Here is a 13,374-nt window from a genome sequence, read left to right as displayed (position 1 = left end):
CGGTCGTCGTCACTCCCCCAGGATCTTGCGGATCTTCTCGACTCTTGCGCCGATGTCGCGTTCGAGCCCGCGTCCCGTCGGCTGGTAGTAGTGCCGGCCGCGCAACTCGTCGGGAAGGTACTGCTGGGTCGCGACGCCGACGTCGAGGTCGTGGGGGTAGACATAGCCCTTCCCGTGCCCCAGCCGCTTCGCTCCCGGGTAATGCGCGTCGCGCAGATGCGTGGGCACACGGCCGAATCCGCCCGCCCGCACGTCGGCGATCGCCCGGTCGATCGCCGTATAGGCCGCGTTCGACTTCGCCGTCGTCGCGAGGTAGATCGTCGCCTCTGAGAGCGGGATGCGCCCCTCCGGCATACCGATGAAGGCGACGGCATCGGCGGCGGCCACCGCGATGACGAGAGCCTGCGGGTCGGCGAGACCGATGTCCTCCGACGCGGAGATCACGAGCCGTCGCGCGATGAATCGTGGATCCTCGCCCGCCTCGATCATCCGCGCCAGATAGTGCACGGCCGCGTCGGCATCGGAGCCCCGGATCGACTTGATGAAGGCGCTGATCACGTCGTAGTGCTCGTCGCCCTGCTTGTCGTAGCGCAGCAGCGCGCGGTCGACCGCCTGCGCCACCTGCTCCGCGGTGATGGTGGCATCCTCCATCTCGCCGCCCGCGGCCACCGCGGCCGCCGCCTCGAGCGAGGTCAACGCACGGCGCGCGTCGCCCGAGGCCAGCTGGATCAGGGCGGTACGCGCGTCGGGCGACAGCGCGATCGTGCCGTCGAGCCCGCGCGGGTCGGTCACCGCCCGGTCGATGAGCAGGCCCAGGTCGTCGTCGATCAGCGGCTGCAACGTCAGCAGGAGCGAGCGGGACAGCAGCGGTGAGATCACCGAGAACGACGGGTTCTCGGTCGTGGCCGCGATGAGGATCACCCAGCCGTTCTCCACGCCCGGGAGGAGCGCATCCTGCTGCGCCTTGGTGAAGCGGTGGATCTCGTCCAGGAACAGGATCGTGGACGTGCCGTACAGGTCGCGCTGCGTCATGGCATCCTGCATCACCTCACGGACATCGCGCACACCCGCCGTCACTGCGGACAACTCGACGAAGCGTCGTCCCGAGGTACGCGCGATCGCCTGAGCGAGCGTCGTCTTGCCCGTCCCCGGCGGCCCCCACAGAATGACCGACACGGCGTTCTTGGTGTTCCCGGCGGGGTCGGCGAGGGCGACCAAAGGCGAGCCCGGTCGCAGCAGGTGCGACTGACCGGCCACCTCGTCGAGCGACACGGGTCGCATCCGCACTGCCAGAGGGGTCTGACCCTGGAAGAGCGCGGAGGAGGACGACATCCATCCAGGCTAGTCGCGACCGCCGACACGCGGACGGGCGCCGAGGCCCTCTCGCGCTAGGATTCTTGCGGCCCGGGCTCGCCCGGAGAGGGAGGTCCCCGTGGCGACGGGTGCAGACAAGAATCGATCGCGCATCGAGCGTGAGCGCGCACGCGTGTATCGGGCGCGGCAGGAATTCCATGCGAGCCTGCAGACGCGTCGGCGCCGCGACAACGTGATCGCCGGCGTGGCCGGTGGGATCCTGCTCCTCGCCGTCGTCGGTGGACAGGTCGCCTACTACACCGCGGGTCCCGGCGCTCCCGTGCCGACACCGTCCCCCTCCTCCACGGCCCCCGACGTCACACCGGCGCCGCAGGATGCGCCTCTCGACCTTCCCGACTCGACCGAGAACCCGACCGTCGCGCCGACGCCCTGAGACGCCGGTGACGTGCGGCCGCGACGACAGCGGCAGCCCGAAGCGGCGAACGATAGGCTGAGGACGACCGAAACCCCCATGCGGCGTGCGCCGCGACGAGGTACACACCGTGACTGACGACACCATCCCCTCGAACGACGACACCACTGAGGTGGAGATCGCCGCCACCGAGGATGCGAACGCCGAGGCCTCCTCGGCTCCCATCGACGCCGCTCCGGCCGACGCAGAGACGCCTTCGGCGCCCGCCGTCGACATCGCCGACGCGCCCGCCGACGACGCCTCCGCCGACTCCGCGGAAGCGCTCGCCTCTGCCGAGCCGGTCGCGGCCCCCGCGCCGATGCCCGGGCGGATGCCCGTGCCGCGGCCGCCTGCGCGCCGCGCGGCAGTGGCCCCCGCGGCAGCCGCGCCGACCGAGTCCTTCGGCCGCGTCGAGGACGACGGCACCGTATCGGTGCGCGAGGGCGATGTCTGGCGGGTCGTCGGTCAGTACCCCGACGGAACTCCCGCCGAGGCCCTCGCCTACTTCGAGCGGAAGTACGCCGACCTGGTGAGCGAGGTCACTCTGCTCGAGACGCGTCATCGTGCCGGGGGCGCGTCCGCGTCCGACCTGCGCGCGACATCTCGCGCGGTGCGCGAGCGTGTCGTCGGCGCTGCCGCGGTCGGAGACCTCGCCGCCCTCGAGGCCCGGCTGGCAGCTCTCGACGCCACCCTGACGGAGGCCTCCGCCGAAGAGGCCCAGGCACAGCGCGCCGCCGTCGACGCGGCCATCGCCGAGCGCACCGCGCTGGTGGAGCAGATCGAGCAGCTCGCGGCACGCGACCCCAAGTCGATCCAGTGGAAGCAGACCGGAGCCGACGTGACGGCCCTCTTCGAGCGCTGGCAGGCGCACCAGGCGACGGGGCCCCGTCTGCCCAAGAACACCGGCCAGCAGCTGTGGAAGAGATTCCGCGATGCCCGCGCGACGCTCGACAAGCATCGCCGCGAGTTCTACGCGGGCCTGGACGAGCAGCACAAGTCGGCCCGCGACGCCAAGGCGCGCCTCGTCGAGCGCGCAGAAGCTCTCGCGAGCAAGGGCGAAGAGGGTATCGGCGCGTATCGCACCCTTCTCGATGAGTGGAAGACGTCCGGCCGCGCGGGCAAGAAGGCGGATGACGCGCTCTGGGCGCGCTTCAAGGCCGCCGGCGACGCCCTGTATGCGGCACGCTCCGACCGCGAGCAGGCCGACGCCGAAGCCTCGAAGGACAAGATCGAGGCGAAGCGCGCTCTGCTCGTCGAGGCCGCCGCCGTGCCGAAGGAGAAGGACACCGCGAAGGCACGCGCGCTGCTCACGGGCATCCAGCGCCAGTGGGACGAGATCGGTCGGATCCATCCCCGTGAGGCCGAGCGAGGTCTGGACGATGAGCTCCGCCGCATCGAGCAGGGCGTGAAGAGCCGCGAAGACGCCGACTGGAAGAGCAACAACCCGGAGACCAAGGCGCGTCAGAACGCGATGACGCAGCAGCTCCACGATGCCATCGCCGGGCTCGAGAGCGACCTCGAGAAGGCGAAGGCGTCCAAGAATGCGTCCGCCATCGCCAAGGCCACGGAGGCGCTCGAGGCGCGCAAGGGCTGGCTCAAGGCTCTCGGCGGCTGAGATCTCCTCGGCGGGCTGCCGCTCGTCCGACTGGGGAGGTGGCGATGACGATGTCATCCGCCACCTCCCCATTCGTCGTCTCGGCGGATTCTTCCACAGGAACGCGCAGAGCCGTTCGGGAACTCGACCGCAGCTGGCACACTTCGTATCATGTCCTGGCCCTATCTCTACCTCGCGGGTGACCGGCTCTCCGTGGCAGAACTGTGCGGCGCGAGGCTCGATGGAGACCTCGTCGAGGTCGGCGACGCCTACATGCCGGCCGATGCCGCCGAGACCCGCGAAATGCGCGCCGCCTCACTGCATTCGCTCGTCACCGACGCTCTGGCCCTGACGCGGGAGAGCGCGGCATGGGTGCATGGCGCCGTGATGGATGCCCCGCGACGACACAGCGTTCAACGGCGCTCCGCAGTGCGACTGCGCCATATCCTCGACGCGCGACTGCACTACCGTGAACGCCTCCTCGAACCCGAGGGGGCGATGCGGATCGGCGGGGTGTGGGTGACGACACCCGCGCGAACGCTCGCCGACCTTGTCCGCGCCCACTGCGCGGGCGACGACGTCGGCGCGTACATCGACGGGCTTCTCCGCGGCGACCCCGCGCTCGGTGAGGCCGCCCTGACGATCCTGGGCGAAGAGCGCTCCGTGCATTACACGCGCCCCGCGACGACTCTGCTGCGCGAGCGACTCACGGCGCTCACGTTTCCCGACGCCGCTCCGGCCATCCGACCGAGCGGCCGGAATCGTCAGGAGGACGTCACGCGGTAGACGTCATAGACCGCGTCGATGCGTCGAACGGCATTCAGCACACGGTCGAGATGGACGATGTCTCCCATCTCGAACACGTAGCGGCTGAGCGCGAGCCGATCGTTCGTCGTCTGCACCGAGGCCGAGAGGATGTTCACGTGATGCTCGCTGAGCACACGCGTGATGTCGCTGAGCAGACCGGAACGATCGAGCGCCTCGACCTGGATCTGCACGAGGAAGACACTCTTCGTCGTCGGCGCCCACGACACTTCGATCATCCGCTCGGCGTCGCCCTGGAGCGCACGCACGTTGGTGCAGTCCGCGCGGTGCACCGACACGCCGCTGCCGCGAGTGACGAAGCCCACGATCTCATCCCCGGGAACGGGTGTGCAGCACTTGGCGATCTTCACGAGGATGTCGGGGGCCCCGCGCACCAGAACTCCGGAGTCACCGCCGCGCGACGCCCGCGATCGCCCGATGTGCGGGATCTCGATGGGCCCCGTGGAGGTGTCCTCTTCGGAGCTGACGAGCGCAGTCACCTTCTCGAGCACCGACTGCGTCGAGACGTGTCCCTCACCCACGGCCGCGTAGAGCGCGGTGACGTCCTCGTAACGCAGCTGATGCGCGACCTCGGTGAACGAATCCTGGTTCATCAGGCGCTGCAGCGGCAGGTTCTGCCGTCGCATCGCACGAGCGATCGAATCCTTGCCCTGCTCGATCGCCTCGTCGCGACGCTCCTTCGTGAACCACCCACGGATCTTGCTGCGCGCCCGCGTGGACTTCACGAAGCTCAGCCAGTCCTGACTGGGACCGGCGTCGGGGTTCTTCGAGGTGAACACCTCGACGACATCGCCCGAGTTCAGCGGCGTCTCCAGCGGGACCAGACGTCCGTTGACCTTCGCGCCCATCGTGCGGTGACCGACCTCGGTGTGCACGGCGTAGGCGAAATCGACCGGTGTGCCGCCCGCGGGGAGGCCGATGACGCGGCCCTTGGGCGTGAAGACGTAGACCTCTTTCGCGCCGATCTCGAAGCGCAGCGAGTCGAGGAACTCGCCCGGATCGGCGGTTTCCGCCTGCCAGTCGGAGATGTGGGCGAGCCAGGCCATATCGGCATCGACCGACTTGGCATCCGGGCTCTTGCCCGCCATCTGCTCCTTGTACTTCCAATGCGCGGCGACGCCGTATTCCGCCTGCTGGTGCATCTCGTTGGTGCGGATCTGGATCTCGACCGTACGACCGCCGGGACCGATCACCGTCGTGTGCAGCGACTGGTACAGGTTGAACTTGGGCGTCGCGATGTAGTCCTTGAACCGACCGGGAATCGGCGTCCATCGGGCGTGGATCGAGCCCAGCACGGCGTAGCAGTCCCGCACGGTGCCGACGAGCACGCGGATGCCGATGAGGTCGTAGATGTCGTCGAACTCACGCCCGCGCACCACCATCTTCTGGTACACCGAGTAGAGCTGCTTGGGGCGCCCCATGACGCGCCCGCGGATGCGCAGTTCGCGCAGATCCGACTCGACGGCGTCGATGACGGTGTGCACGTACTCTTCGCGCTGCGGGGTGCGCTGCTTCACGAGGCTGTCGATCTCTACATAGAGCTTCGGGTGCAGCACCGCGAACGAAAGATCCTCGAGCTCGCTCTTGACCGCCTGGATGCCGAGGCGATGGGCCAGCGGCGCGTAGATCTCGAGCGTCTCGGTCGCCTTCTTTGCCGCCTTCTCCGGCGGCACGAAACCCCAGGTCCGCGCGTTGTGCAACCGGTCGGCGAGCTTGATCAGGAGGACGCGGATATCCTTCGACATCGCCACGATCATCTTGCGGACCGTCTCGGCCTGAGCGGCGTCGCCGTACTTGACTTTGTCGAGCTTCGTGACACCGTCCACGAGCATGGCGACCTCGTCGCCGAACTCCGCTGTCAGCTGTTCGAGGCTGTAGTCCGTGTCTTCCACGGTGTCGTGCAGCAGGGCGGCCGCGATCGCGCGCGGCCCGAGCCCCAGATCGGCGAGGATCTGGGCCACGGCGAGCGGGTGGGTGATGTACGGCTCACCGCTCTGTCGGGTCTGACCCGCGTGCGCTCTGTTGGCGACCTGGTAGGCGCGATCGATGACCGCGATGTCGCCCTTCGGGTGATGCGTGCGGACGACACGCACGAGCTGTTCGACGCCCTCGCGCGAAGGAGCGCGCGAGAAGATGCGCGGCACGAGGCGACGCAGGGAGCTCTGAGGCGGGACGGACGCAGCGCCCGCAGCGGACGCGGATGCCGTCTCGGTCATCGGCTCCCCTCTCCGTCGATCAGTCTGACAATCCTACGCCCGCGGACAGTCGATCCCGCCCACGCCCCCCTCTCGATGCGAGGCGGAGCGTGGGCGGGGATTGCGTCAGACCTCGACGGCGGCGCGCTCGCGCGCGGCGAGAACGCGCTGATCGCGAGCCTTGATCTCCGGCTCGTTTTCACGGAAGAGGGAGTAGAGCGGCGCGGCCACGAACAGAGTGGAGTACGCCGCGACGATCGTGCCGACGAAGATCGACAGCGAGATGTCGGTCAGGGTCTGCGCGCCGAGCCAGAGAGCACCGATGAACAGGATCGCGCCGGTCGGGATCGCCGCGACGACCGTCGTGTTGATCGAGCGGATCAAGGTCTGGTTCACGGCGAGGTTCACCGACTCGCCGAACGTGCGCCCTGTCTGCTCCGCGTCATCACGCGTGTTCTCGCGGATCTTGTCGAAGACGACGGTCGTGTCGTACAGCGAGTACGAGAGGATCGTGAGGAATCCGATCACCGCGGCAGGCGAGATCTCGAAACCGAACAGGCCGTATACGCCGACGGTGATCACGAGCACGTCGACGAGTCCGATGATCGCTGCGACCGACATCTTCCACGTGCGGAAGTAGATCGCGAGGATGAGGAACGTCAGCGCGAGGAAGATCGCGAGACCCCACAGCGACTGGCGGGTGACGTCCTGGCCCCAGCTGGGACCGATGAAGGACGAGCTGACCTCCGCCTCGGCGACGCCGAACTCCGAGGCGAGCGCCGACGTGACGGCGCGCGTCTCGGCATCCGTCATCTGGTCGGTCTGGATGCGGATCGACTGCTCATCGCCGGAGGTGCCGATCGTCGTCACCTTCGTGTTCGCACCGGCGACGACCGACTGCACGGCCGCGGTGGCCTTCGCCTGATCGGGCGTGGACACGCCGCTGACAGTGAACTGAGACCCGCCCGTGAACTCGATCGAGAACTGGATGGGTCGGATGAGCGGTACCAGCGCCGCACCGATCACGAGGATCGCCGCGATGATGAACCACAGACGCCGGCGCCCGACGAAGGGGAAGGACGTCTTGCCGGTGTAGAGGTCGTTGCCGAACTCGTTCATGGAGCGCATCAGTCGTCTCCCTCCGATCGCGAGCGACTATGGGCGGTCAGTTCGGCCTGCTTGCGCTCGGCGATCGTCTGACGACGTTCCGCCTCCCCGCGCGACCGACCGGCGCGCCGTGCCGCGGAGCCCTTGGCACCCTCGGTGACGGGCGAGCGGAACTGCGCGCGGCCTCGGTAGACCGCACCGAGCGCCTCGGGGTCGAGACCCGACAGCGGATGCCCGCCGCCGAAGAAGCGAGTGCGTGCAAGGAGCTGCAGCACCGGATGGGTGAAGAGGATGAAGATCAGGATGTCGATAAGCGTCGTGAGTCCGAGGGTGAACGCGAAGCCTTTCACCGTGGCATCCGCAAGGATGTAGAGCACGACGGCAGCCAGGATGTTGATCGACTTGGAGATGTAGATCGTGCGCTTCGCGCGACCCCAGCCGTCTTCGACGGCGGCGGTGATCGACTTGCCGTCGCGCAACTCGTCTCGGATGCGCTCGAAGTAGACGATGAACGAGTCGGCCGTGAAACCGATCGTCACGATCAGACCGGCGACACCGGCGAGCGACAGACGGAAGCCCATCCGCCAGGCGAGGATGCACAGGGCGAGATACGTGAGCACGCCCATCACCATCAGCGAGGCGATGATCACCGAGCCCAGGGCGCGATAAACGATGAGCGAGTACAGCGCGACGAGGGCGAGGCCGATGAGGCCGGCGATGAGGCCGATCTGCAGCTGCTGCGATCCCAGCGTCGCCGAGATCGAGTTCGAGGACTGCACCTCGAAGCTCAGCGGCAGCGCGCCGTACTTGAGCTGGTCCGCCAGAGTTTTGGACGACTCCTGCGTGAACGAGCCGCTGATCTGCGGCTTGCCGTCGAGGATGACGCCGTTCATCGAGGGCGCGGAGATGACCTTGCCGTCGAGGACGAAGGCGAACTGGTTCTGGGGGGTCTTGCCGGCCTGCGTGAAGGCGTAGAGGCGCTGGCTGACCGCGCCGAACTTCTGCGTGCCGTCGGCGTTGAAGACGACGTTGACGACCCACTGGCCGTTCTGCGTGTTCATGCCGGCCGTCGCATCAGAGATCGACGAGCCGTCGAGTTCGACGGGGCCGAGGAGGTACTTCTCGGTGCCGGTCGGGCTGCACGCGATGAGCGGCTGGTCCTTCGGCTCGTTCGCGGGGTCATTGGCCTCGCTGGAGCAGTCGTAGGCGAGGAACTTGGCCTGCAGAGCCGGGGTCACCCAGTTCATGTCGCTGCCGTCGGTCGGCGCCGCCGTCGGCGTCGAGGGAAGACCCGGGTCAGGAGTCGGGTACGGCGTCTGGTTGCCGTCTTCGCCGACGAACGACGTGCTGGCGGCGGTCGTGTAGAGCACCGCTCGCAGCTGCATCTGAGCCGACGCGGTGATCCGATCGCGAGTCTCGTTGTCGGCCTGACCGGGAATCTGCACCACGATCTGGTTGCCGGCCTGCGTCGTGATGTCGGTCTCACCCACGCCCGACGCATCGACGCGCTGGCGGATGATGGATGCCGCCTGCGTCATCTGCTCGCTGGAGGGGGCAGATCCGTCGGGCGTCTTCGCCTCGAGGATGATCTGCGTGCCGCCTTCGAGGTCGAGGGCGAGCGCCGGGAGCCAGGAACTCGCCGGCTCGCCGCTGCCGTTCTTGAACACGTAGACGCCGAGGGCGTTGATGCCGAAGAGCAGCGCGACGACGGCGAGCAGCCCGGTCAGTGCACGCCAGGCTCGGCGCGCAGGGGTAGGAGAGGCCACAGGTGGTCAGCTTTCTCGATGTGCCGCACGAAGCGGGCAGGCTCAGGCCAGGGGCTTGTCTTCAGGCTTGGCGTCGGAGGCGGCGGCGCGATCGCGTGCCTGGTCCTCGCTCACCGAGGTGATCTCGCCGTCGGCGACATCGGCGACGTACTCCGCCTGGTCGGCCTCGGCTTCGATGAACTCGTCCTCGGTGACCGTACCCTCTTCTTCGTCGACGACGCGGAGAATGGCCTGGCTGTGCACCTCGACCTCGACACCCGGCGCCAGTGCGACGCGCGCGGACTTGGAGAGGTCCTCACCGTCGTACTCCACCAGCACGCCGTACAGCCCGCCCTGAAGAAGCACCTTGACGCCGGGAACCATCGCCCGCGCCTTCGCCTCCTGCTCCGACTTCATCTTGGCGGCCCGGCGACGCGAGCTCCAGAACATGAAGACGAGCAGACCCGCCATCGCGACGAGCAGGAGGATGTCCATGAGGTGACCTTTCGGGTGCACACCCGGCGTCGGGGCGCGGTCGGGCGTGGGGAAGACGGCAGAAGCCTTCAGTGATTATAGGACATCGAGTCTCAGCGCCTCGGACGGCGGCCTCACGCGCAGGTGCGCGTACGCCTCGGGAGTCGCCACACGGCCGCGCGGCGTCCGCCCGAGGAAGCCGATCCGCACGAGGTAGGGCTCGACGACGGACTCGATCGTCTCAGCCTCCTCACCCACCGTCACCGCGAGCGTGCTGAGACCGACCGGACCGCCGCGGAAACGGCGGACGACGGCATCCAGCACCGCTCGGTCGAGGCGGTCGAGGCCGATCGCGTCGACATCGTAGAGCTCCAGAGCGGCAGAAACGTCGCCCTCCGTCGCCGCCGCGTCCGATGCCCCGTGCACGATCACGTAGTCGCGGACGCGCCGCAGCAGGCGGTTGGCGATACGGGGTGTACCCCGCGAGCGGCGAGCGATCTCGTCGCGGGCGACGGGCGGCACATCGACCCCGAGGACGGTCGCCGACCGGGCGATGACGCGTTCGAGCTCGTCCGGCTCGTAGTACTCCAGATGCGCGGTGAAGCCGAAGCGGTCCCGCAGCGGATTGGGCAGCAGACCCGACCGCGTCGTCGCCCCCACGAGGGTGAAGGGGGCCAGGTCCAGCGGGATGCTCGTGGCACCGGCCCCCTTGCCGACCATGATGTCGATCCGGAAGTCCTCCATCGCGAGGTAGAGCATCTCTTCGGCGGAGCGCGCCATGCGGTGGATCTCGTCGATGAACAGCACCTCCCCCGGAACGAGGCTCGACAGAAGGGCGGCGAGGTCGCCGGCGTGCTGGATGGCGGGGCCCGACGACAGGCGCAGCGGCCGACCGCTTTCGTGGGCGACGATCATCGCCAGGGTCGTCTTGCCGAGCCCGGGCGGGCCGGACAGCAGGATGTGATCGGCGGGGCGCTGCTGGATGCGCGCCGCATCGAGCAGGAGCTGGAGCTGCCCGCGGACCTTCTGCTGACCGACGAACTCGGCCAGCGAGACCGGACGCAGCGCGCCTTCGACCGCCAGCTCGGTCTCGTCCTGCGCTTCGCGCGGATCGCGTGCGGAATCGTCAGCCACGCGCTTGCTCCGTCCGGCTCGGACCGAGGTGCGCCAGGGCGAGCTTCAGGAGCGCCGGCACCGAGGAGAGGTCGGCGGCCGTGGCATCCTCTGACACGTCGCGCACGGTCTCTGCGCTCACCCGCTCATTCCAGCCCAGAGCGATCAGCGCCGCGACGACTTGGGCTGCGATCGGCGCCGATGCCGCACCCGGCGTGCTCGCCCGGTGCGCCGCAGGCGCGGTGAGCTTGCCGGCCAGTTGTACGACGATGAGCTTCGCCGTCTTCGGCCCGATACCGGAGACGCGACGGAAGGGTGCGTCGTCTTCGGCGGACACCGCGTCGGCGATCTGCGCCACGGTCAGCGATGACATCACCCCGAGGGCCGACTTTGGCCCCACGCCCGACACGCTGAGCAGCAGGGCGAAGGTTTCGAGCTCGTCGCGCTCGGCGAAGCCGTAGAGCGAGAGGGCGTCCTCGCGCACGATGAGGTTCGTGTGCAGCATCGTCTCGTCGCCGAGGTGGAGCGAGCGAGCGACCTGCGCGGTCACCGCGACGGCGAACCCGACGCCGCCCACCTCGAGGATCACCGACTCGGCATCCACGTGCAGCACACGACCGCGCAGTGAGGAGATCATCCACACAGCCTACGAGCGGCTTCGGATCTTTGTTCGAGCGACACGCGCGGCGGGTGGGCTCGCTCATCCTCCATGCTCGGAAGATTTCGGGTCGCCTGCGGTCCCCCCGTGCCCATCCCCCACAGGTTCGGGGTCGCCAGTAGTCGTCCCCTCGCGGGTTCGGGGTCTCCTCCGGCCGCCACAAGCCACACGAGGCGACCAGAAGCGACCCCGAACTCGCAGGGTCACGCCGCGATGGGCCCCCTCACGCCCCACCTTCACTCCCTCACGAGTTCTGCGGCGCCCCTGGTCGCCCGCACCCATCCCCCGCGGGTTCGGGGTCGCCAGTAGTCGCTCTATCACGGGTGTGGGGTCTCCTCCGGTCGCCACAACCCACACGAGGTGACCAGAAGCGACCCCGAACCTTGTGGAGGATGCCCCGGAGTGGCACACCATGCGAGGTGCACGGAGCCCGCCCCGACGAAGCGTCGCGCCCACGGGAAGGGGATCAGCGACACGTGAGCGGCGACGCTCAGCGCCGGGCTGCGCGCTCCGCGTCCGCCCAGGCGCGCTGCGCGGGGGTCAGCGCGCCGGAGCCCGTCGACACCGACGGGTCACCCCGCCGCCAGGCGTGGCACAGCGCGATTGCCAGCGCGTCCGCGGCATCCGCCGGGTGCGGCAGAGCGTCCAGTCGGAGCACGCGCGCGACCATCGTCTGCACCTGACGCTTGTCGGCCGCCCCGTATCCGGTGATGGCGGCCTTGACCTCGGACGGGGTGTGCGTGTGCGCCGGCAGTCCCCGCTCGGCAGCCAGGAGCAGCGCGACCCCGCTCGCCTGCGCCGTGCCCATGACCGTCGAACGGTTCTGCTGTGCGAAGACGCGCTCGACCGCCACGACCTGGGGGCGATGCTCGTCAAGAACAGCCCTCAGCCCCGCAGCGATGACGGCGAGGCGCTCACCGACTGGCATCCCCGCGTCGGAGCGCACCACGCCCACGTGCACGAGCGACGCCGACCGGTCGGCCCGCACGTCCACGACGCCGACGCCGCAGCGGGTGAGTCCCGGGTCGATGCCGAGGACGCGAAGAGCGGATGCCACTCCCCTACGCTACGCGGCGGGGTGCGGCATCCGCTCCTGAAACGCGGGTGGGCGCCGGACGACGCCCCTGCGATCACTCGTCGTTCTCGAGCTCGGCCTGAACCTCGGCGGACAGGTCGAAGTTGCTGAAGACGTTCTGCACGTCGTCGCTGTCTTCGAGCGCATCGATGAGGCGGAAGATCTTGCGAGCGGTGTCGGCGTCGATCTCGACCTTGAGGTTCGGCACGAACTCGACGTCGGCGGATTCGTACTCGATACCGGCGTCGGTCAGCGCGCTGCGCACGGCGACCAGGTCGGATGCCTCGGTGACGACCTCGAAGCCCTGCGCGTGCGGCTCGATCTCCTCCGCACCGGCCTCGAGCGCCGCCATCATGACGTCGTCCTCGGTCGTGCCTTCTTCGGCGACGACGATGACGCCCTTGCGGGTGAAGTTGTAGGCAACCGACCCCGGGTCGGCGAGCGTGCCGCCGTTGCGGCTCAGAGCCGTACGCACCTCTGCGGCAGCCCGGTTCTTGTTGTCGGTCAGGCACTCGATCATCAGCGCGACACCGTTGGGACCGTAGCCCTCGTACATGATCGAGGAATACTCGACCGACTCGCCGCCGATCCCGGCACCGCGCTTGATCGCACGATCGATGTTGTCTTTGGGGACCGAGGTCTTCTTGGCCTTCAGGACGGCGTCGAACAGCGTCGGGTTGCCCTGCAGGTCAGCGCCGCCGAGCTTGGCCGCGACTTCGATGTTCTTGATGAGCTTGGCCCACGACTTGGCACGGCGAGAGTCGATGACCGCCTTCTTGTGCTTGGTCGTGGCCCATTTGGAGTGTCCGGACATGCGCTCCAG

The 13,374-nt window shown here is 68.6% G+C and carries 12 protein-coding genes; 3 read left to right on the top strand and 9 right to left on the bottom strand.

From position 1 onward, the window contains the following. Window positions 1–9 precede the first annotated feature (9 nt). On the bottom strand, window positions 10–1,332 hold the full coding sequence (locus tag JOE64_RS07535) for a replication-associated recombination protein A (protein ID WP_204963679.1): 1,323 nt from the start codon (window positions 1,330–1,332) through the stop codon (window positions 10–12). 100 nt (window positions 1,333–1,432) lie between these two features. On the opposite strand from JOE64_RS07535, the gene JOE64_RS07530 reads away from it, so the two are divergent. From JOE64_RS07530 to JOE64_RS07520, 3 genes are all read left to right on the top strand, one after another. Further along, on the top strand, window positions 1,433–1,747 hold the full coding sequence (locus JOE64_RS07530; RefSeq protein ID WP_204963678.1) for a dioxygenase: 315 nt from the start codon (window positions 1,433–1,435) through the stop codon (window positions 1,745–1,747). Window positions 1,748–2,096: 349 nt separating this feature from the next. After that, window positions 2,097–3,380: a DUF349 domain-containing protein gene (locus JOE64_RS07525; RefSeq protein ID WP_239532035.1), complete on the top strand. Its 1,284-nt coding sequence runs from the start codon at window positions 2,097–2,099 to the stop codon at window positions 3,378–3,380. Window positions 3,381–3,530: 150 nt separating this feature from the next. Further along, window positions 3,531–4,145: an SAM-dependent methyltransferase gene (locus JOE64_RS07520; RefSeq protein WP_204963677.1), complete on the top strand. Its 615-nt coding sequence runs from the start codon at window positions 3,531–3,533 to the stop codon at window positions 4,143–4,145. On the opposite strand, the gene JOE64_RS07515 is transcribed toward JOE64_RS07520, so the two are convergent. The 8 genes from JOE64_RS07515 to JOE64_RS07480 all read right to left on the bottom strand — a co-directional run bounded on the left by JOE64_RS07515 (window position 4,124) and on the right by JOE64_RS07480 (window position 13,365). Beyond that, the gene (locus JOE64_RS07515; RefSeq protein ID WP_204963676.1) at window positions 4,124–6,400 is read right to left on the bottom strand and encodes a RelA/SpoT family protein; all 2,277 of its coding nucleotides are present in this window, start codon (window positions 6,398–6,400) and stop codon (window positions 4,124–4,126) included. The two genes, JOE64_RS07520 and JOE64_RS07515, sit on opposite strands and share 22 nt — an antisense overlap. A 105-nt stretch (window positions 6,401–6,505) precedes the next feature. After that, window positions 6,506–7,507, bottom strand: a complete 1,002-nt coding sequence (gene secF / locus JOE64_RS07510) for a protein translocase subunit SecF (RefSeq protein ID WP_204963675.1) — start codon at window positions 7,505–7,507, stop codon at window positions 6,506–6,508. Further along, window positions 7,507–9,252 carry a protein translocase subunit SecD gene (gene secD / locus JOE64_RS07505; protein ID WP_204963674.1) on the bottom strand — a complete coding sequence of 582 codons (1,746 nt, stop codon included), beginning with the start codon at window positions 9,250–9,252 and terminating at the stop codon, window positions 7,507–7,509. Before secD ends, secF begins: the two co-directional genes overlap by 1 nt. Before the next feature lie 42 nt (window positions 9,253–9,294). Continuing rightward, window positions 9,295–9,726: a preprotein translocase subunit YajC gene (locus tag JOE64_RS07500; protein WP_204963673.1), complete on the bottom strand. Its 432-nt coding sequence runs from the start codon at window positions 9,724–9,726 to the stop codon at window positions 9,295–9,297. A gap of 75 nt (window positions 9,727–9,801) precedes the next feature. Next, window positions 9,802–10,839 carry a Holliday junction branch migration DNA helicase RuvB gene (ruvB, locus tag JOE64_RS07495; protein WP_204963672.1) on the bottom strand — a complete coding sequence of 346 codons (1,038 nt, stop codon included), beginning with the start codon at window positions 10,837–10,839 and terminating at the stop codon, window positions 9,802–9,804. Continuing rightward, complete coding sequence (ruvA, locus tag JOE64_RS07490) at window positions 10,832–11,455, bottom strand: Holliday junction branch migration protein RuvA (protein ID WP_204963671.1); 624 nt, start codon at window positions 11,453–11,455, stop codon at window positions 10,832–10,834. The genes ruvB and ruvA overlap by 8 nt, the downstream gene beginning before the upstream one ends. Before the next feature lie 511 nt (window positions 11,456–11,966). Beyond that, window positions 11,967–12,533: a crossover junction endodeoxyribonuclease RuvC gene (gene ruvC / locus JOE64_RS07485; RefSeq protein ID WP_204963670.1), complete on the bottom strand. Its 567-nt coding sequence runs from the start codon at window positions 12,531–12,533 to the stop codon at window positions 11,967–11,969. 73 nt (window positions 12,534–12,606) lie between these two features. Beyond that, window positions 12,607–13,365: a YebC/PmpR family DNA-binding transcriptional regulator gene (locus JOE64_RS07480; protein WP_204963669.1), complete on the bottom strand. Its 759-nt coding sequence runs from the start codon at window positions 13,363–13,365 to the stop codon at window positions 12,607–12,609. Between the last annotated feature and the right edge of the window lie 9 nt (window positions 13,366–13,374).

The sequence above is a fragment of the Microbacterium dextranolyticum genome (assembly GCF_016907295.1).
Lineage (GTDB): Bacteria > Actinomycetota > Actinomycetes > Actinomycetales > Microbacteriaceae > Microbacterium > Microbacterium dextranolyticum.
This window is presented reverse-complemented; position numbering and strand designations above follow the sequence as displayed.

Coding starts and splice junctions, on each gene's coding strand:
- JOE64_RS07535 (WP_204963679.1), bottom strand. CDS start 1,332: ATGTCGTCCTCCTCCGCGCTCTTCCAGGGTCAGACCCCTCTGGCAGTG.
- JOE64_RS07525 (WP_239532035.1), top strand. CDS start 2,097: ATGCCCGTGCCGCGGCCGCCTGCGCGCCGCGCGGCAGTGGCCCCCGCG.
- JOE64_RS07520 (WP_204963677.1), top strand. CDS start 3,531: ATGTCCTGGCCCTATCTCTACCTCGCGGGTGACCGGCTCTCCGTGGCA.
- JOE64_RS07515 (WP_204963676.1), bottom strand. CDS start 6,400: ATGACCGAGACGGCATCCGCGTCCGCTGCGGGCGCTGCGTCCGTCCCG.
- secF (WP_204963675.1), bottom strand. CDS start 7,507: ATGCGCTCCATGAACGAGTTCGGCAACGACCTCTACACCGGCAAGACG.
- JOE64_RS07500 (WP_204963673.1), bottom strand. CDS start 9,726: ATGGACATCCTCCTGCTCGTCGCGATGGCGGGTCTGCTCGTCTTCATG.
- ruvA (WP_204963671.1), bottom strand. CDS start 11,455: ATGATCTCCTCACTGCGCGGTCGTGTGCTGCACGTGGATGCCGAGTCG.
- JOE64_RS07480 (WP_204963669.1), bottom strand. CDS start 13,365: ATGTCCGGACACTCCAAATGGGCCACGACCAAGCACAAGAAGGCGGTC.